Here is an 18,280-nt window from a genome sequence, read left to right on the forward strand (position 1 = left end):
ATAGGCGCATCCGCCGTCAGTCGCGCAGCGCCTGCGCCCGGCTGGTCGGCAGCCAGGCATCGGCGTCGCCGGAATTCAGCGCCTGCTGCAGGCGCGCCAGGTCGCCGCGCTCGGCGAAATGGCGCAGGCCCGCGTTGAACAGGCGCAGCAGCCGCTCGCCCTCGGCATCGTCCTTGCGAAACAGCAGGCGCAGCGGTTCGGTGTTCAGGTGGCGCGGGTGATGGGTGATGGCGCGCCCCTCGGCGCCGGGGAACAGGCGACGCAGCATGGCGTAGCCGACCGCGCGGTCCTGCGGATGCAGGTCGATGCGACCGAGTTCCAGCAGGCGGAAGCTGGTGTCCTCCTTGCCGCTCTGCTGCACCTGCAGCAGGCCGTCCTGCTGCGCCTGGTCGAAGCGCGAGCCGTAGGAATAACCGAGGGTGGTGCCGATGCGGTAGCGCTTGAGGTCCTCGATGCGACGCCAGTCGAACGCCAGCTCGCGGCGATGGAACAGCACCACCTCGCCGCGCACCACCGGGTCGCTGCAGACCCCGTAGTTGAGGCGACTGGGGCTGCAGCTGTAGGGCATGATGGCGTCCAGCTGACCCTGCTGCAGCATCAGCACGTTGCGATCCCAGGGGTAGAAGACGTATTCGACCGCGTAGCCCGCCTCGGCGAACACCGCGCTGATCAGTCGCGCCATGGCGCCGCCATCGGCGCGGCGCTGGTCGACGTAGGGCGCCCAGTCGCCGGTGCCGATGCGCAGCTTCGGCTCGGCCGCCACCGGCAGCACGCCGCCCAGCAGCAGCGCCATGCAGAGGCTGGCGGCGAAGGGTCCACCACGCAGACGGGAAAACAGGTACGACACGGATCACCTCAACGCGCAAACACAGCGAAGCGTCCCTGCCCGAGTTCTGCCACTCCTTTTTTGTCTCAGCTTAGCCAAGCAGGCCGCCGCACAAGCCCCCGTCAGTCGCTGCGGCCACGTTCGGCCGGGCGCCGGGCACCGGCCACCAGCTTGTCCACCAGCTTGGCGGCGGCGGCCATGCCGAAGCTGGCGGTGACCATCATCACCGCGCCGAAGCCGCCGGCGCAGTCCAGCTTGACCCCTTCGCCGACAAAGCCCTTGGCCTGGCACACCGTGCCGTCCGGCTTGGGATAGCGCAGCTGCTCGGTGGAGAACACGCAGGGCACGCTATAGGTACGCCCCGGCGTGCGCGAGAAACCGTAGTCGCGGCGCAGGGTGCTGCGCACCTTGGCTGCCAGCGGGTCGTTGAAGGTCTTGTTGAGGTCGGCGAGCTGGATCTGCGTCGGGTCGACCTGGCCGCCGGCGCCGCCGGTGGTGACGATCTGGATCTTGCGCCGCTTGCACCAGGCGATCAGCGCGGCCTTGGCCGGCACGCTGTCGATGCAGTCGATCACCCCGTCGAGCTGCTCGGTGATGTACTCGGCCATCGTCTCGCGGGTGACGAAATCGGCCACCGCGTGCACCACGCAGGCCGGGTTGATGGCGCGAATGCGCGCGGCCATCTCCTCGACCTTGGCCTTGCCCACCGCGCCCTCGACGGCGTGCACCTGGCGATTGGTGTTGGTGATGCAGACGTCGTCCAGGTCGAACAGCGAGATCTCGCCGACGCCCGAGCGCGCCAGCGCCTCGGCCGCCCAGGAGCCGACGCCGCCGATGCCGACCACCGCCACATGCGCCGCGGCCAGCCGCGCATAGCCCTCGCGGCCGTAGAGCCGGGCTATGCCGCCGAAACGTTGTTCGTCTGTGTTCATCTCACCCCCTGCAGCAAGGCGCGCATTATAGGCACGGCCATGCCTGCGCCCAAGCCCGCCGGGCGGTTCGCCCGGCGGGCGGCGCAGCCGGCGCTATAGTGAGCGCAGCAGCGAGGCTTCGCCCATGCGCAACTTCAGCGTCTACAACCCGACCCGGCTGCACTTCGGCCGCGGCCAGATCGCCCGCCTGGCCGAGGAAATCCCGCCCGGCAGCCGCGTGCTGGCCCTGCACGCCGGCGCCGACATCCTGCGCAACGGCGTCTGGGCCGAGGTGGAGCGCAGCCTGCACGGGCGCCCGCTGAGCCGCTTCGCCGGGATCGAGCCCAACCCGCAGTACGACACCCTGCTGCGCGCCGTGGCCCAGGCCCGGCACGACGCCTGCGACTTCGTCCTGGCCATCGGCGGCGACGCGCCGATCGATGCCGGCAAGTTCCTCGCCGCCGCCCTGTGCCACCCCGGCGATCCGCTGCAACTGCTGTGCGGCGCGCCGATCCGCGCGGCGCTGCCGCTGGGCTGCCTGCTGACCCTGCCGATCGGCAGCGCCCTGAGCCACGCCGAGGGCCTGGTCAGCCATGCCGAACGCCAGCAGAAGCTGCCCTTCGCCAGCCCGCTGCTGCACCCGCGCTTCGCCATCGTCGACCCCGGCCTCCACCTCGACGCGCCGCGTCAGCAACTGGCGCACGCGGTGATCGAGGCGTTCGCCCGCACCTGCGAGCGCTACCTCGGCGTCGCGGCCGACGCGCCGCTGCAGGCGCGCTACGCCGAGGCCCTGCTGCTGACCCTGATCGAGGAAGGTCGCAAGTTGATGACCGATCCCGAGGACCAGGCCGTGCGCGCCAACCTGCTGTGGTGCGCGCTGCAGGCGCTCGACGGCCCCGCCGGCTGCGGCGTGGTACCGGCGGGCGGCGCGCGGCGGATCGCCCGGGAGCTGAGCGCGCTGTACCACCTGGCCCCGGCGCAGAGCCTGGCCGTGGTGCTGCCCGCGCTGCTCGCCGAATGCCGCGAGGCGCACGGCGCCAGGCTGCAGCAATACGCCGAACGGGTCTGGCAGCTGCCCGCCGGCAACGCGGAGCAGCGCATTGACGCCGCCATCGCCGCCACCGCGGGGTTCTTTTGCGACCTCGGCCTGGCCACCCGGCTGAGCGATCACGGCCTGGACGCCGAGGCGGTCCCGGAGGTGCTGGCGCAGTTGCAACGCCGCAGTCCGGGTGCCCTCGGTGAAGGCGACGAGCTCGACCCGACCGTGTGCGAACGCATCCTGCTGCGCGCCTTATGACCTGATCGGTAACGACTTTTGCTTTAAGATGGCCAGCCTTCACGCTAGCCGCCGTACCGGAGCCGCAATGACCGCCACCCTCACCCCGACCCTGGAACTCGCCTTCGACCTGATCCGCCGCCCGTCCGTGACCCCGGTCGACGAAGGTTGCCAGGAGCTGATGATGCGTCGCCTGGCCGCCTGCGGCTTCGAGGTCGAGCACATGCGCATCGAAGAGGTGGAGAATTTCTGGGCCAAGCGCGGCGGCGACGGCCCGGTTCTGTGCTTCGCCGGGCATACCGACGTGGTGCCCACCGGCCCGCTGGACGCCTGGCAGTACCAGCCGTTCGACGTACGCGTCGATGAAGACGGCATGCTCTGCGGCCGCGGCGCGGCGGACATGAAGGGCAGCCTGGCGAGCATGATCGTCGCCGTCGAGCGCTTCACCGCCGACCACCCGGACCACAAGGGCGCCATCGCCTTTCTGATCACCAGCGACGAGGAAGGCCCGGCCCAGCACGGCACCAAGGCGGTGGTCGAGCGTCTGCGCGAACGCGGCGAGCGCCTGGACTGGTGCATCGTCGGCGAACCGTCGAGCACCAGCCTGCTCGGCGACGTGGTCAAGAACGGCCGCCGCGGCTCGCTCGGCTGCACCCTCACCGTGTACGGCAAGCAGGGCCACGTGGCCTACCCGCACCTGGCGAAGAACCCGATTCATCTGGCTGCCCCGGCCCTGGCCGAACTGGCCGCCGAGCACTGGGACCATGGCAACGACTATTTCCCGCCGACCAGCTTCCAGGTGTCCAACCTCAATGCCGGCACCGGCGCCACCAACGTCATCCCCGGCGAACTGAAAGCGGTGTTCAACTTCCGCTTCTCCACCGAATCCACCGTCGAAGGCCTGCAGCAGCGCGTCACCGCTATCCTCGACAAGCACGGCCTGGACTACCACCTGGAGTGGGCGCTGTCCGGCCTGCCCTTCCTCACCCAGCCGGGCGAGTTGCTCGACGCCGTGGCCGCCAGCATCAAGAACGTCACCGGTCGCGACACCACGCCGTCCACCAGCGGCGGCACCTCCGACGGGCGCTTCATCGCCACCCTGGGCACCCAGGTGGTCGAGCTGGGCCCGGTCAACGCCACCATCCACCAGATCAACGAGCGGGTGCTGGCCAGCGACCTCGACCTGCTCACCGAAGTCTATTACCAGACCCTGGTGAAACTGCTGGCATGAGCCTGATCTGCCCCCTCTGCCAGACGCCGCTGCAGCCCAGTGACAACGGCCTGGTCTGCAGCAACCGGCACAGCTTCGACCGCGCGCGCCAGGGCTACTACAACCTGCTGCCGGTGCAACACAAGAACAGCCGCGACCCTGGCGACAACGCCGCCATGGTCGAGGCGCGCCGGCGCTTTCTCGACGGCGGTCACTACGCGCCGCTGGCCACGCGCCTGGCGGCACTGACGGCCGAGTACCAACCGGCGCGCTGGCTGGATATCGGCTGCGGCGAGGGCTACTACACCGAGCAGATCGCCCACGCCCTGCCCCATGCCGACGGTTATGCCCTGGATATCTCCCGCGAGGCGATCAAGCGTGCCTGCAAGCGCGCCCCGCAGCTGAACTGGCTGGTGGCGAGCATGGCCCGCGTGCCACTGGCGGATGCCAGCTGCGAGCTGCTGGCCAGCGTGTTCAGCCCGCTCGACTGGGCCGAGGCCAAGCGGCTGCTCGCCCCCGGCGGCGGCCTGCTGCGCATGGGCCCGACCCGCGTGCACCTGATGGAGCTGCGGCAGAAGCTCTATGACGAGGTGCGCGACTATGACGACGAGAAGCACCTGGCGCTGATCCCGTCGGGCATGCACCTGGCCCATAGCGAAACCCTCGAGTTCCCGCTGCACCTGAGCGATGCCCAGGCCCGCGCCGACCTGCTGGCCATGACCCCGCACGGCTGGCGCGCCAGTGCCGAACGGCGCGAGGCGGTGATTGCCGCGCCCTTCGAAGTTACCGTTGCCATCCGCTACGATTGGATCGTCAAAACCCAGAGCCCACGCTCTCAGGACTGAATGCCATGCGCCAACCCGATATCGAGATCTACCTGAAAGACGCCGAACGCGACGCCGTGGCGCAGTGGCTGGGTGAGGCCCTGGGCCCTTGCAGCGACTGGCAGCAGAAGGGCCAGACCTTCAAATGCAAGGCCGGCGAGGTGCCGGTGACCTGGCTGCCGAAGGCCGTGGGCAAATGGCACAGCCTGTACCTGGAAAGCGACGCCACGCCCTGGGCCGACGACCTGGCCTGCGCCCGCGCCGCCCATGCCGCGCTCGGCGTGCAGATCCGCTGCGCGCCGGGAACCTGGGTGGAAGATGAAAGCGACGAGGAAGCCGACCGCTGGATCAAGGTGGATGCCGACGGCGAAACCGAGATCGTCTGGCGTACGGAATGACAGCGGCCGCATCCGTAGGGTGCGTAGCGCGCACCGTGGCCATTCACCCAACCACCCGTTGCGCCCGGCACGATCCGTAGGGTGGATCACGCCTTATCGATCCACCGCGTGGTGGATGCAAAAAACGACATCCACCCTTGCACCATAAACGAAAAGGCCCGTCGATGACGGGCCTTTTCGTGTTTCGAGCTGGAGCTCAGACCGCGGAAACGTCTTCCGCCTGCAGGCCTTTCTGGCCCTGGGTCACGCCGAACTCGACCTTCTGCCCCTCGATCAGGGTGCGGTGGCCTTCGCCACGGATGGCGCGGTAGTGAACGAATACGTCCGGGCCGCTTTCGCGCTGAATGAACCCGTAGCCCTTGGAATCATTGAACCATTTGACGGTTCCGGTCTCACGATCTGCCATTACCCACTTCTCCAACTCGCAAATTTTTATTGTCCCGAATAGGCGCTGTGACGGCTCGGTAAAAACGTTCTGTTCATCGTTCGCCAACCCCGGCAATTGGAGCATGGAGCAGGTCAAGCGAAGGGCGTTCTTGCTGCAACCGCTGGGCCGAGTATAAAGCATGAAATGTGACTGAAAAGCACTTTTTTAGAACCGAGCGCAAACCAGACAACATCGGGGTTACAGCCGGTTTTTATCCGTTTTTCGCCAGCAAATCGCGTAATTTCTTCGCCAGCCTCTGCACCTGCTCTGCGTCCAGGCGATAGGCCCAATCGCTGCGCGCGGCCACCTCGCCGTCCTCGAATCCCTGGCGCTCGCCGAGCACCAGCCAGTGCTGCTCGCCCTGCTGGTACAGCGCGCCTTCGAGGCTCTGGCCGTCGAAGCCGGTCAGGCTCAGCCTGAGCATCGGCGCCTGCTTGAAAGCGATCTGCGCCAGCGGCGCGGCATCGGCGAAACGCAGGTTGGAGAACAGCGTGACCATGCCGTTGGCCGCGCCCTCGAAACTGAGCTGCTGGCCCTTGTCCAACTGCTCCACAGTGAAGTTGTACTGCTCGGCGTCGGGCTTGCTCAGGGTCAGCGTCTCGCCGCTGGCGTAGCGCAGCTCCAGGCGTTTGACGCTGGCGAAGGGAATGTCCGCAACGCGGCGATCCAGCCAGTCCAGCTCGCGGCTGGGCAGGTCGAGCTGCTGGTCGATCAGCCACACCTGGTCCTCGCCGGCGCGGCGCACCAGTTGCCCGTTGCCCTGCTGCGACGGGTTGCCCAGGCGCAGGCTCAACTCGGGATGGCCGTCGAACTGCAGCTGCAGACGCAGCGCCTGCTCGCCCTCCTCGCCGCTTTCCGCCAGGCCCAAGCGTGCGTGCCACTGCGCGTTGGCGGTCTTGGCCTCGACGCTGCGCGCCTCGCGCAGCGCCCGCAGCAGCTCGGCCAGGGGCTCGCGCGCGGCCGGGTAATCGGCCTTGGCCGGCACCACCCAGGCTTCGTCGCGGCGCTCGATACGCACCGCCGGCTGGCCGGGCGGCTGGATTTCCAGCGCCTGCAGGCTACCCAGATAGCCCTGCTCGGCGGCCAGCCAGGGCGTGCGTTCGAGCTGTGCAGTGCCCTGCTGCTGGCGCTGCTGCAGCGCCAGGTACCCCAGCAGGCAGAGCAGCACGATGACGATCAATGCGATCAGACCTTTGCGTCCCATGATCTCCTCACTGTTGAAAACTCGGGAGGCTCATCCTTCGGCTCCCCATCGGAGCGACAGATGCCCCCAAGGTTGAAAGCGACGAACCGTGGTGCGCCATGCGCACCGCCTCAAAAGCTTTGCTGCGAGCAGCGCACCCTACGGCCCTGGTTCGTAGGGTGGATCAGGCTTCACCGATCCACCGTTGTGGTGGATGTAAAAAGCGACAGCTACGCGCCCCGATCCACCCGACGCGCTTTAGCCGCGAAAGAATCGCCGCTAAAGCGCCTCCCACAATGCTCAGGCCCGGCGGCGCCGCCACAGCCACAGCGCCAGCACGCCGAGGGTCAGCAGTGCCGGCACCAGGGCGATATTGATCACCTTGAGCGTGCGGCCCAGCGCCTCGATATCGGCGTTGAGCTGGTAGCGCACGTCGCGCAGCTCTTTGCGGATCGCCAGCTTCTCCTGGATGAAGCGCTGCACCGCGCCCTGCTGCTCCGGGGTCAGCTCCAGCGCCTGGCTGGGGTCGTCGTTGCGCTGCAGCGCCGCCAGTTGCTGCTCGGTCTCGGCCAGGCGCGCCTGCAGCGCCTGTTCCTTCTCGCGGAAGCGCTGCTCGGCGGCGCGCTGCAACTCTTCCACCACCACGAAGGGACGGCTGAAGCGGCCGCGCGAACGCACGCTGATCAACGCCTCGGAGCCGGCCAGGTTGTCCAGCGCGTTGATCGCGAAGCTGCCGTTGTCGGCCCAGGGCTGCGGAATGCGCTGGCCGAAGAAGTCCTGCACCTGCACCCACAGGCGGTCGCTCAAGATGTCGGTATCGGCCACCGCGATCACGTTGATGGTATCGGCCTGCTTGAGGCCGTCCTTGCGCCCTTCGATGCCGTCGGGGAAGGCACTCTGCGCCGGGCCGTCGATGCGCGCGGCGATGGCGTAGCGCTCGCCGGTGGGCTCCAGCTCGCGGATCAGCTCCTCCGGATTGCTGAGCATGGCGAAACGCTGGGCGTCGAAGGGCATGGCGTATTCGGAGCTCTGCAGCAGCGGGGTGAAGCGGGTCTTGGCGCCTTCCACCGGTTCGAGGATGCCGGCGGTGGCGACGGTGATGCTCTCCAGCCCGGCGGTGGCGATGTCCTCCTGGTCCAGCGCCTGGCGCGGCAGGCTCAGCCAGGCGGCATGACGCACCGCACGCTGGCCCTGGCCCATGCTCACCGACATGGCGTAGGAGCCGTCGCCGAGCACCTTGTCCGGCACCAGACGCAGGCCCCAGGCCTGGAACAGCGGCTCCAGGTTGGAGCCCTTGTCCACCGCCATCTCGCCCGGCATGTCGCCAGTGTCGGCCTCGGCATAGGGGTCGACGAACACCATCAGCTTGCCGCCGCGCAGGACGAACTGGTCGATGGCGTACAGGGTCTGCTCGGGCAAATTCTTCGGGTGCACCAGCCACAGCACCGAGACGCTGTCGGGAATCAGGTCGACGTCGGCCCTGAGCTGCTCGATCGAAAACAGCTGGCGCACCTGCTCCAGCACCATCCATGGCGGCGTCGGCTGCCGCGCCATCATGTCGAAGCCACCGGTCATGGGCAGCCCGGAGAGCACGCCGACCACCGGCAGCTGCGGCTTGGCAAGGCTTTGCACCAGGCGGCTCAGCTCGTACTCCAGGTGTTCCTCCTGATCCAGGGCGAAGAACGGGATCACCTGGGTGTCGTCCAGCGCGTTGGTGCCGGCCAGGCCGAAGTAGATGGAGTCGCCACCCTGCTGCAGGGGGATGCCCTGCAGGCCGAACTCGGCGGCCTTGTCCTCGTCCTCGGAGAAGGGCTCGGGGTCGATGAGGTGCAGGCGGATCTTGCCGCCGGCCTGGCGCTGGTAGGCCTTGAGCATCTCCTCCACGCGCTGGGCGTAGGTGCGCAGCGCCGGCAGGTCCTTGGCCACCTTGTCCGAGTAGAAGAAGTACAGGTTGATCGGCTCGTCCAGCTCGCCAAGGATCTGCTTGGTGCCATCCGAGATGGTGTAAAGCTTCTGCTCGGTCAGGTCCAGGCGGGCGCCGCCCAGGCCGAGGCCGGCCAGTAGGTTGAAGGCGAGAAAGGCCGCCGCGATCAGCAGCAGCCCGGCGCCGGAATAGATCAGCTTTTTCATGGGCGCTCCTCAGTCGGCTTTCTTCAGGTCGATGACCACGGCGGTGGCGGTCAGCCAGGCGGCGATCAGCGAGAGGAAATACAGCAGGTCGCGCAGATCGATCACACCCTTGCTGATGGCGTCGAAGCGCACCAGGAAGCTCAGCGAGGCGATGGCGTCCACCAGCCACTGCGGCGCCCAGGCGAAGGCGTCGAGCACCATGGGAAAGCCGCTGACGATAAACAGGAAGCAGGCGCTGACCGCGAGGATGAAGGCGATCACCTGGTTCTTGCTCAGCGCCGACATGCACGAGCCGATGGCGAGATAGGCGCCGGCCAGCAGCCAACTGCCGATGTAGCCGGTGACGATGGCGCCGTTGTCCGGCTCGCCCAGGTAATTGACCGTGACGATCATCGGGAAGGTCAGCAGCAGCGCGATGCCGGCAAACACCCAGGCGGCGAGGAACTTGCCGGTGACCGCCTCGAAGCGGGTGATCGGCAGGGTCATCAGCAGCTCGATGGAGCCGGACTTGCGTTCCTCCGCCCACAGGCGCATGGCAATCGCCGGCACCAGGAACAGGTAGAGCCAGGGGTGGAAGTTGAAGAAGGCGGACAGATTCGCCTGGCCGCCCTCGAAGAAACCGCCCAGGTAGAAGGTGAACACCCCGGACAGCACCAGGAAGATCACGATGAACACATAGGCCAGCGGCGTGGCGAAGTAGCTCGCCAGCTCGCGCTTGAAGATCACCGGCAACTGGGTCATGGCTGCTCTCCCCGGGTCAGGCTGCGGAACACTTCGTCGAGCCGGCCGCGTTCCACGTTGAGTTCCTTGATGTTCCAGCCACGCTGGCCGATCAGCGCGTTGACCTGCGGGAAGATCACCTCGCCCGGCTTGGCCAGCACGCTGAAGCTGTGCTCCAGGTGGTTCTCCTCGATCCCGGCCACCCCCGGCAGCGCGGCCAGGGCATCCAGATCCAACGGCTCGGCGGCCACCAGGGTCACCGCCTGGTGGTAGCGCGAGCGGCTTTCCAGCTCCAGCGGCGTGCCGTCGGCCAGCAAGCGGCCCTGAGCGATCACCACCGCGCGGGTGCACAGCGCCGTGACCTCTTCGAGGATGTGGGTGGAAATGATCACGATCTTGTCGCGCGCCAGACCCTGGATCAGCTGGCGCACCTGATGCTTCTGGTTGGGATCGAGGCCGTCGGTGGGCTCGTCGAGAATCAGCACGCGCGGATCGTGGAGGATCGCCTGGGCCAGGCCGACGCGGCGCTTGAAACCCTTGGACAGCGTCTCGATGCTCTGCTCCAGCACCTTGTCCAGCTCCACCTGCGCCACGGCGCGCTCGACCCGCTGACGCTTCTCGGCGCCACGAAAGCCGCGCACCTCGGCGATAAAGTCGAGAAAGCCGCGCACCGTCATGTCGCCGTAGCAGGGCGCGCCTTCCGGCAGATAGCCGATCTGCCGCTGGGCCTGCAGGGTCTGGGTCTGGATATCGCAACCGAGGATGCTCGCCGTGCCGGAGCTCGGCGCGAGAAAGCCGGTGAGCATCTTCATGGTGGTGGACTTGCCGGCGCCGTTGGGGCCGAGAAAGCCCAGCACCTCCCCCGGCTGGACGCTGAACGACAGGTCGTCGACTGCCGTGTGCTGCGCAAAACGCTTGGTCAGGTTTCTTATTTCGATCATGGCCTCTCACCAGTGCGGTCAAAGCCTGGCGCGCCGCTCGTGGGCACGAGCCAGGCCTGCAAAAATGCCGGCGGAACTATAAGAAGTCGGATGCGCTGATTGCAACCGAGTGGCGCCCACGGAAATTTACCGGAGGTTACCGCCGCCCGGCGGCGCGCCCAGCAATACCTGAAATAGTCGTCGTTCCCGCGCAGGCGGGACAGCAGCTTTATCGCTGAACAGCGCTTGCGCTGGCCCGAAGGGGAATACGCCGCACCGGGACCAGCGCCTTCGCAGGTATGGCGGTAAATGGCTTTTCAGCACGCCCTCAGCGATCCAGCGGGCTCAGCACCGCCAGGCCGCCGCGATTGAGCACATGGGTGTAGATCATGGTGGTCTTCACGTCGGCGTGGCCGAGCAGCTCCTGCACCGTGCGGATGTCCTGGCCCGCCTCCAGCAGGTGAGTGGCGAATGAATGGCGCAGCGAATGCGGCGTGGCGTGCTTGATCGAGCCGGCACGCCGCGCTGCCTCGCGCACCGCACGCTGAATGGTCTTCTCGTGCAGGTGATGACGGAAGGTCCCCTGGCCGCGCGGGTCCCGCGAGCGGTTAATGGACGGAAAGACGAACTGCCAGCCCCATTCCTTGGCCGCATTGGGATACTTGCGCGCCAGGGCGAAGGGCAAGTTGGCCTCGCCAAAACCCTCGGCGAGATCGCTGCAATGCAAGCCGCGCACTTTGTCGAGATGCAACTGCAGCGGCTCGACGATACGCATGGGCAGCATGGTTACCCGGTCCTTCTGGCCCTTGCCATCGCGCACCAGAATCTCCCGCCGGGCGAAATCCACATCCTTGACCCGCAGCCGCAGCGCCTCGAGTAGACGCAAGCCCGAGCCATAGAGCAGGTTGGCGACAATCCAGCTCACGCCCTGCAGCTGCGCCAGCAAGGCCTCCACCTCGGCGCGAGTCAACACCACCGGCAGATGCTGGGGCTTCTTCGCCCGCACTATGTCTTGTAACCAGGGCAAATCCAGCTTGAGCACCTCCTTGTAGAGAAACAGCAGAGCGGCCAGGGCTTGGTTCTGCGTCGAAGCGGACACATCGCGCTTGACCGCCAGATGAGTCAGAAAAGCCTCGATCTCCGCCGCGCCCATCTCCGCCGGATGCCGATAGCGATGGAAGCGGATATAGCGCTTTGCCCACTCGGCATAGACAGTTTCGGTACGGATGGAATAGTTTCTGACTCGAATCTGCTGGCGCAGTTGATCCAGCAGCTTGGGCTTGCCGTCATCCATGTCGCGTTTCTCCCTGAGTGCTGTCGCGTTTACCGCGACCACCTTCAAGCTAGACAAGGACTTACCAGACGACAAGGAAGGTTATGCGACAGGTGTCGTGGGCAAACGCGACAGCCATGTCGCCTAATTAATAGTTAGGACTAAAACCAAAAATCGGAGTACGTCGCACATGGAAGTCAACTGCAGTTCACTTAACGAAGTTCGCGAAAATATCGACAAGATAGATCGAGAAATCGTGGCGCTGCTCGCAAAGCGCGGAGCGTTTGTCGCTAAAGCCGCATCCTTTAAAAAGACAACAGATGAAGTGAAAGCCCCCAACCGGGTAGAGCAAGTCATTTCAAAAGTCGTATCTCTCGCACAAGAGCAAGGGGCTAATACGGAAGTAGTGGAGAGCGTTTATCGCGCAATGATCTCTGGCTTCATTAACGCGGAGCTTAAAGAGCACTCACTGCTTAACCAAAATAGCGTACAACCCTAACAATAGGTTCAAACCGCTCGCTTCGCTCACTGGGACGGGCTAAAGCCCGCCCCTTAACCAAACGTTATGCGCTAAGGAGGGATCCATGGAAGGAGAAAGCAAGCCGCTAGTCTGGTGGATTAACAATCTCGCCAACATGACACGTGATATATGGCTTTGGATTCCTGATGGTACTAAATATTTGGGAGAGTCCACCCCTTGCGTCGCAGTAAGTAGCAGGAAGCTTTCACCTGAGGAACAAGATCGACAAGAAGCCGAATTAGAGCAAAGCGGTCTTCGCTGTTTTTTCCACAAAGATCAAATTGAAGATATAATCGAGAATCTTCGACAGCAGAAGCCCACCTATTCTTTAGCGGAGCTTTTTCTCGCCATCAACTTCTACTGGCAGAACGATGCCTTTATAGATATTACAGCGCATAACTAGTGGTTCAAATCGTTCGCTTCGCTCACTGGGACGGGCTAAAGCCCGCCCCTTAACCAACCGTTATACATCATAGGGGTATTGAGTGAGAACTCCGAATAACAATTATGATGGAAAGCCAACAGCATATTTAGACCACAACATTCTTGATATATTTGTAAAAAATAGAGATTTGCCATTCGCATCTGAGCTGAGAGAGAAATATCAGATTATTTATTCAGATGAAACACTCAAAGAAATCAAAAGAACAGGAGATAGTGGCTCAAAATTTCTTGAGGTTCTTGAAAGCTTGGAGGCGATGCACCTTCGAATATTCATCACTGAAAGTTTTAAAGTAACTGATAAAGCCATATTAAAAGAATCAAACCCGTTCGATGCATTTGAAGATTACTGCAAAAACATTGAGCCAGTTTATGAAGCGATGGAAAAAGCCACGGCGCAATCATTGCTTAAATTCTATGGCGGCCGTGCAGGAAGCGACTTTGATGACATCAACAGAGAGCAAATAGATTCATTCAGTCACTTAATGAACTATATCTCAGACCAGGTTGACGAGATAAAAGATTTAGTTCCTGGGATAGAAGCCGCATTCTCTGCCCACACAAAAGAAATGCAAAACAGCTTCAACGAGGCCCTTGCCCATTCAACAGCGGAGCTGCGTAAGCACATAGAAGATGAATTAAATTATTCTGGTGTTCAGACATACCGCAAACATATGAATGTCGGGCCAGTGCAGCTGAACAACATTGAACCGCCGAACGTAATAAATAAAATATGGAGCATCTATAAAACCCTTGATGGCTACAGGGAGAATAATTTCTCAATAGAGCAATTTTTAGGTATATCAAGAAACCCAATTTACAACAGAGAAATGTATTTGCACGAAAAAGTGACCTCTGTATACAACGTATTAAATATTATCGGCTACTACCCAGATTCCAAAATGAAGCATGACAGAAGATTCACTGCCGCAATGAGTGATGCGGGGCACGCCGCTATAGCTTCGTTTTCAGATTTTCTATTCTCTCGGGATGCCGCCTTCATACATAAAGCCAGAGCCGCGTATGAATATCTCAACGTCAAAACCCAAGTCATCGAAGTAATCGTTAATGACGTATAACAACTGGTTCAAACCGTTCGCTGCGCTCACTGAGACGGGCTAAAGCCCGCCCCTTAACCAAACGTTAGGTACGCCATTAAAAATGAGAGCTCCACAAGAATGAAAGGGAAAATTGTTTCATGGAGGGATGATAAAGGCTTCGGCTTCATCAGCCCTGAAGGTAAAAGCGAACAGGTTTTCTTCCACATTTCAAGCGTCAAAAAGGCAACTCGCAAGCCTGAAGTTTGAATCGCCCCGGCTTTCCTAGACACTCTCCAAGCTCTGGAAATAACGCTTTTCAAACTCCACTGGCGATAGCTGCATAGCGCTGCTGNACGCTGGTTGCTCATGGCACCTCCTGATGGGCCTCATTATGAGGCTTGAAGGTGTCTACGAAACTAGGGTCGATTCAGAGAGCAGTGTCATCACGCTGGCCTCAGCACCGTACCAGCGCTGAGGCGCTTCAAAACCGCAGAGAAAAAGGCGAAGGAACGCATGCAAGTACATCAAAAATCAAAAGCAGGTAAGGCGTCGCATCAGCGCCCTGCTGCCGTCCTTCGAACCGCTTGCCTAACAAGCGGTTCAAATCGCTCGCTCCGCTCGCTGGGACGGGCTAAAGCCCGCCCCTTAACCAAACGTTATGAACAGCAGGTAGAACTGTGATCAATTCACTACTCTCAAGGTCAGCCGAACTGGAGAGTGAGCTTTTACAATTTATCTCACTGCCGCCTTACGATAGATCTGAAAGAATCGTATCCAGCAGGGTGATGTGCAGTATCGCTTTTGAACATGCAGAAAGTGCAAAATTGCTAATAGCTACTGGGAATTTTACATCCGCCACAGGGCTAGTTCGGCTTCAATATGAAGCTCTCACAAGGGCAATGTGGCTGCTTTACTCCGCATCTGACCATGCAATCTCAAAGCTCATGTGCGAGCTCACCAATGAGTCCGCAGAAAAAGCCAACAAATTGCCCATGCTTAGCGAAATGCTCAAAAGCTTGGAAGGCAAGGCACCTCAAGAAGCATTAGATATGCTTCTTGAATTCAAGGAGTACTCTTGGAAACCCTTGAGCTCCTTCATTCACGGTGGCATTCATGCAATCAATCGCCACAGCAAAGGCTACCCCGAACCACTTTTAATTCAGATGCTAAAAATATCTAATGGCGTTTCGATAATGGTCGGCATGTTGCTCGTAATACTTTCTGGCGACCCGCGGCAAAGAGGAAAAATTCCTGCAATTCAAAAAAAATATGAAGACTGCTCTCCAGAGTATAAGAGTGGCTGCTCATAACAACTGGTTCAAGCCGTTCGCTTCGCTCACTCGGGACCGGCTAAAGCCGGCCCCTTAACCAAACGTTAGGCATCAGAATCCAATATGCGCGTCGAACAAGAGTCCCCCAATCAGCCGGATGTCATAGCTCTCATCGCAGATCTCGATGCTTATCAAGACTCTCTGTATCCGGCAGAGGCGCGTTATGCGCTCGACCTCGCGTCACTCTCCAAACCCAATGTCCTTTTTGTCGTTGCAAGAGATGAACAACACGCTGCCCTAGGCTGTGGCGCTGTCGTCATGAATGACTTATACGGCGAGGTCAAGCGCATGTATGTGCTACCCGAAGCCAGGGGCAAAGGTATTGCAAAGAAACTCATCGCCACCCTAGAGGCAAGTGCCTACGAGTCAGGCTGCAGAGAGCTCATGCTTGAAACCGGGCCATATCAACCGGAGGCACTGAGGTTCTACACAAATCAAGGCTATGCGCGTCGAGGCGCATTCGGCTCATATCCCGAGCATCCACTCAGCGTCTTCATGTGCAAGTCACTCAGTTCAGCAACCAGTGCAAGTTCTGATGCCTAACAACTGGTTCAAACCGTTCGCTTCGCTCACTTGGGACCGGCTAAAGCCGGCCCCTTAACCAAACGTTATACGTAGGCCGAGCCATGAGAAAAATCCAGAAATTATTGGCCAACTGGTTGTTCCCAAAATTCATTTCAAATGCTTGTGAATCTCGCATTCCGAGATCAGGAGCAGCCGGAGCCAATGTAAATTGTTATGTATTAGCCATAGACAATAATGAGTCTCCATTTTTCATAGCTACTGAAATTTCTGGCGACCAAATATCAGGACTGGAATGGGACGGAAACTCCTACGCGAATGAAACCACCCTTACAGTCCAAGAGATTGAAAACAAGAACCTTAGAATCACACACTATTACGGGCTTTACGAAATAACCTATAAAGGCATCTGCGATGCCGCATTCCATTACACAACCAAATGGGCTTATATAAAAATTTGGCTTCACAAAAAACTAGACTCGATCAGCCAATATTTCTTCAATAAAAAGAAATTAGTAACAAAGAAAAGAATAGAGCTATTAAAGTTTATGATGGACTCCCAGTTAGATCGCTCACACGTAGGAATCAGTTTCCATCAACTCATGACCGGTCTATATTCAATCAACTGGATCCTACATCCAGCTCGCGAAGAGCAAGAGCGCAGACTTGAGCTGTATTTAGAGTCACTAGTTAACTCAGGCGAGATATCCCAAATAAATCATGAGTACGTGGTGACTGGCAGCGCAATAAGTGCAATTGAGCGCTACGAAGAAGAAGAGCGTCGTCACACCGAAGCAGTAAAATTACAAAAAAGAATGGTTTTACTAACACTAATCTTGGTTTTTACCGCGCTAGTTCAATCCGGTGTCATCAAACTCCCCGTGCTAATTGACCTTACCCAAAAATCTCAGCAAGAGGAGTCTACGTATAACTATACGCTCAACCCCGCTCGCTTCGCTCACTGGACTCACAAAAGCTACGCTTTTGTTCGCCGGTTAGCTTAATCGTTAGGCATTTTTCATGGCATCGTTTCCGCAAATCCTCTTGAATCGACTCTGGCACTCTACTACGCCCGCACGCTATGAGCTGATTCTTGAAACCGGTGCCATACTTCCGGAGCCAAACATTCCGGATGCTTCCAGATATTGCACCGCGCAAGGGCCAAAACACTACCCGTATGTACGCACCCTAGGAGGAGTTAGTCTCTTTGATTTCACCGATTTCAACCCGGACTCGTACAGCGAAAAATATGTAGCCAGTTGGTTTACCTTTGTGCCTATGAACAATAACGGCGGTAATAAAATCTGGATTGAAATCAATCGAGAGCTAGTTCAGGAGTCATTAATTGAAGGCATCGACCTAATAGATCAATGGAAACGAAATAATGCATATGGTCATAATGTAATGCCAATAATAGAAGTCGCACACATCGGCCCAATTGACACCTCAAAATTTACTCAAGTACTCCAACACCTTGATGGTTCGTGGCAAAAAATCAGATAACGGTTCAGATCGAGGCCCAATGCCTAACAAATGGTTCAAACCGTTCGCTTCGCTCACTGGGACGGGCTAAAGCCCGCCCCTTAACCAAACGTTAGGCCCCCTATGACAATCCATCATCAATCGCAGAAAGAACGGATAGAGGCAGGGCTTGGATTTGAGTGGGACTTGTTGCCTGCGACAATTACCCGTACTTCAGACATCCCATCTAAGACGTCACATCTCAACTTCAAGCGGGTCGGTGATTCACATAAAGGGATCGGTAACTGTGACGGCTTGCACACCTTATGGGCTACGTCCGTTAATCAGGATTTCTTAGAGGAAATCTGCTTAATAAAAACGCTTGATACTCTTTACCTTTCAGGTGTTACGGCGCAAGATCTTTACGCCGTAAATACGCTGCCTAAACTTAGGCGCCTATTAGTAGTTGGAGCTTCGAAGCTGAAAGACCTGGCATGGCTTCCTACTCAGCGATCATTGAAGTATTTGGCGATTGAAAATTTAAAGTTGGTTCATGACCTTTCACCATTGTCACAGCTCGTTCAACTTCAATCCCTTGCTGTCGAAGGCAGCATGTGGACTCCAATGCGCGTTTCATGTCTAAAGCCCCTGTCCAATCTAACCCTACTGAAGGCTCTGTTCATAACAAATCTTCGGGTGGAGGACCATTCGCTTCAACCGCTCCACACTCTTGACCAACTCGAACTTTTACAGTGTGCGCGCTTCTTCCCACACGCTGAGTTTATGCGACTGTCGGCTGCGCAACCTAAACTTAACTGTAGTTGGTTTGAAGCTGAGAATTGGAAGGCAACATGAGGTCTAACAATT

20 protein-coding genes are annotated in these 18,280 nt (G+C 60.0%); 12 read left to right on the forward strand and 8 right to left on the reverse strand.

Annotated elements, in window-relative coordinates; translation table 11 throughout:
- Positions 1-16: 16 nt before the first annotated feature.
- Together ACW9UL_RS15770 and tcdA are read right to left on the reverse strand one after the other, a co-directional pair.
- On the reverse strand, positions 17-847 hold the full coding sequence (locus tag ACW9UL_RS15770) for a substrate-binding periplasmic protein (protein ID WP_397497091.1): 831 nt from the start codon (positions 845-847) through the stop codon (positions 17-19).
- Positions 848-948: 101 nt separating this feature from the next.
- Positions 949-1,758, reverse strand: a complete 810-nt coding sequence (gene tcdA / locus ACW9UL_RS15775) for a tRNA cyclic N6-threonylcarbamoyladenosine(37) synthase TcdA (RefSeq protein WP_397497092.1) — start codon at positions 1,756-1,758, stop codon at positions 949-951.
- Positions 1,759-1,882: 124 nt separating this feature from the next.
- On the opposite strand from tcdA, the gene ACW9UL_RS15780 reads away from it, so the two are divergent.
- The 4 genes from ACW9UL_RS15780 to ACW9UL_RS15795 all read left to right on the forward strand — a co-directional run bounded on the left by ACW9UL_RS15780 (position 1,883) and on the right by ACW9UL_RS15795 (position 5,445).
- Positions 1,883-3,034, forward strand: a complete 1,152-nt coding sequence (locus ACW9UL_RS15780; RefSeq protein WP_457787595.1) for an iron-containing alcohol dehydrogenase — start codon at positions 1,883-1,885, stop codon at positions 3,032-3,034.
- A gap of 67 nt (positions 3,035-3,101) precedes the next feature.
- Positions 3,102-4,244, forward strand: coding sequence for a succinyl-diaminopimelate desuccinylase (dapE, locus tag ACW9UL_RS15785; RefSeq protein WP_457787596.1), 1,143 nt, complete (start codon positions 3,102-3,104; stop codon positions 4,242-4,244).
- Complete coding sequence (locus tag ACW9UL_RS15790; protein WP_457787597.1) at positions 4,241-5,068, forward strand: putative RNA methyltransferase; 828 nt, start codon at positions 4,241-4,243, stop codon at positions 5,066-5,068. The genes dapE and ACW9UL_RS15790 overlap by 4 nt, the downstream gene beginning before the upstream one ends.
- Positions 5,069-5,073: 5 nt before the next feature.
- Positions 5,074-5,445: a hypothetical protein gene (locus tag ACW9UL_RS15795; protein WP_021444312.1), complete on the forward strand. Its 372-nt coding sequence runs from the start codon at positions 5,074-5,076 to the stop codon at positions 5,443-5,445.
- A 196-nt stretch (positions 5,446-5,641) separates the two neighbouring features.
- On the opposite strand, the gene ACW9UL_RS15800 is transcribed toward ACW9UL_RS15795, so the two are convergent.
- The 6 genes from ACW9UL_RS15800 to ACW9UL_RS15825 all read right to left on the reverse strand — a co-directional run bounded on the left by ACW9UL_RS15800 (position 5,642) and on the right by ACW9UL_RS15825 (position 12,119).
- Complete coding sequence (locus tag ACW9UL_RS15800; RefSeq protein ID WP_031303182.1) at positions 5,642-5,851, reverse strand: cold-shock protein; 210 nt, start codon at positions 5,849-5,851, stop codon at positions 5,642-5,644.
- A 232-nt stretch (positions 5,852-6,083) separates the two neighbouring features.
- A complete protein-coding gene (locus ACW9UL_RS15805) occupies positions 6,084-7,076 on the reverse strand; it encodes a DUF4340 domain-containing protein (RefSeq protein WP_457787598.1) in 993 nt (330 codons plus the stop codon).
- A 279-nt stretch (positions 7,077-7,355) separates the two neighbouring features.
- Positions 7,356-9,185, reverse strand: coding sequence for a GldG family protein (locus ACW9UL_RS15810; RefSeq protein ID WP_457787599.1), 1,830 nt, complete (start codon positions 9,183-9,185; stop codon positions 7,356-7,358).
- Positions 9,186-9,194: 9 nt separating this feature from the next.
- Positions 9,195-9,926: an ABC transporter permease subunit gene (locus tag ACW9UL_RS15815; RefSeq protein WP_397488679.1), complete on the reverse strand. Its 732-nt coding sequence runs from the start codon at positions 9,924-9,926 to the stop codon at positions 9,195-9,197.
- Positions 9,923-10,846: an ABC transporter ATP-binding protein gene (locus tag ACW9UL_RS15820; protein WP_021443703.1), complete on the reverse strand. Its 924-nt coding sequence runs from the start codon at positions 10,844-10,846 to the stop codon at positions 9,923-9,925. Before ACW9UL_RS15820 ends, ACW9UL_RS15815 begins: the two co-directional genes overlap by 4 nt.
- Before the next feature lie 307 nt (positions 10,847-11,153).
- On the reverse strand, positions 11,154-12,119 hold the full coding sequence (locus tag ACW9UL_RS15825) for an integron integrase (protein ID WP_457787600.1): 966 nt from the start codon (positions 12,117-12,119) through the stop codon (positions 11,154-11,156).
- A 169-nt stretch (positions 12,120-12,288) separates the two neighbouring features.
- Between ACW9UL_RS15825 and ACW9UL_RS15830 the strand changes: the two genes are divergently transcribed.
- From ACW9UL_RS15830 to ACW9UL_RS15865, 8 genes are all read left to right on the forward strand, one after another.
- The gene (locus ACW9UL_RS15830; protein WP_457787601.1) at positions 12,289-12,597 is read left to right on the forward strand and encodes a chorismate mutase; all 309 of its coding nucleotides are present in this window, start codon (positions 12,289-12,291) and stop codon (positions 12,595-12,597) included.
- 85 nt (positions 12,598-12,682) lie between these two features.
- Positions 12,683-13,021: a DUF7716 domain-containing protein gene (locus tag ACW9UL_RS15835; RefSeq protein ID WP_457787602.1), complete on the forward strand. Its 339-nt coding sequence runs from the start codon at positions 12,683-12,685 to the stop codon at positions 13,019-13,021.
- 82 nt (positions 13,022-13,103) lie between these two features.
- Entirely contained in the window at positions 13,104-14,138 is a 1,035-nt protein-coding gene (locus ACW9UL_RS15840) for a hypothetical protein (protein WP_457787603.1), read from the forward strand.
- 638 nt (positions 14,139-14,776) lie between these two features.
- A complete protein-coding gene (locus ACW9UL_RS15845; RefSeq protein WP_457787604.1) occupies positions 14,777-15,409 on the forward strand; it encodes a DUF6988 family protein in 633 nt (210 codons plus the stop codon).
- Between the two features lie 84 nt (positions 15,410-15,493).
- Positions 15,494-15,973 carry a GNAT family N-acetyltransferase gene (locus ACW9UL_RS15850; protein WP_457787605.1) on the forward strand — a complete coding sequence of 160 codons (480 nt, stop codon included), beginning with the start codon at positions 15,494-15,496 and terminating at the stop codon, positions 15,971-15,973.
- Between the two features lie 83 nt (positions 15,974-16,056).
- Positions 16,057-16,956: a hypothetical protein gene (locus ACW9UL_RS15855; protein ID WP_457787606.1), complete on the forward strand. Its 900-nt coding sequence runs from the start codon at positions 16,057-16,059 to the stop codon at positions 16,954-16,956.
- Between the two features lie 16 nt (positions 16,957-16,972).
- On the forward strand, positions 16,973-17,455 hold the full coding sequence (locus tag ACW9UL_RS15860; RefSeq protein WP_457787607.1) for a hypothetical protein: 483 nt from the start codon (positions 16,973-16,975) through the stop codon (positions 17,453-17,455).
- Positions 17,456-17,557: 102 nt separating this feature from the next.
- Positions 17,558-18,268 carry a leucine-rich repeat domain-containing protein gene (locus ACW9UL_RS15865; RefSeq protein ID WP_457787608.1) on the forward strand — a complete coding sequence of 237 codons (711 nt, stop codon included), beginning with the start codon at positions 17,558-17,560 and terminating at the stop codon, positions 18,266-18,268.
- Positions 18,269-18,280: the final 12 nt, after the last annotated feature.

Source organism: Pseudomonas sp. PL-6 (assembly GCF_054110165.1).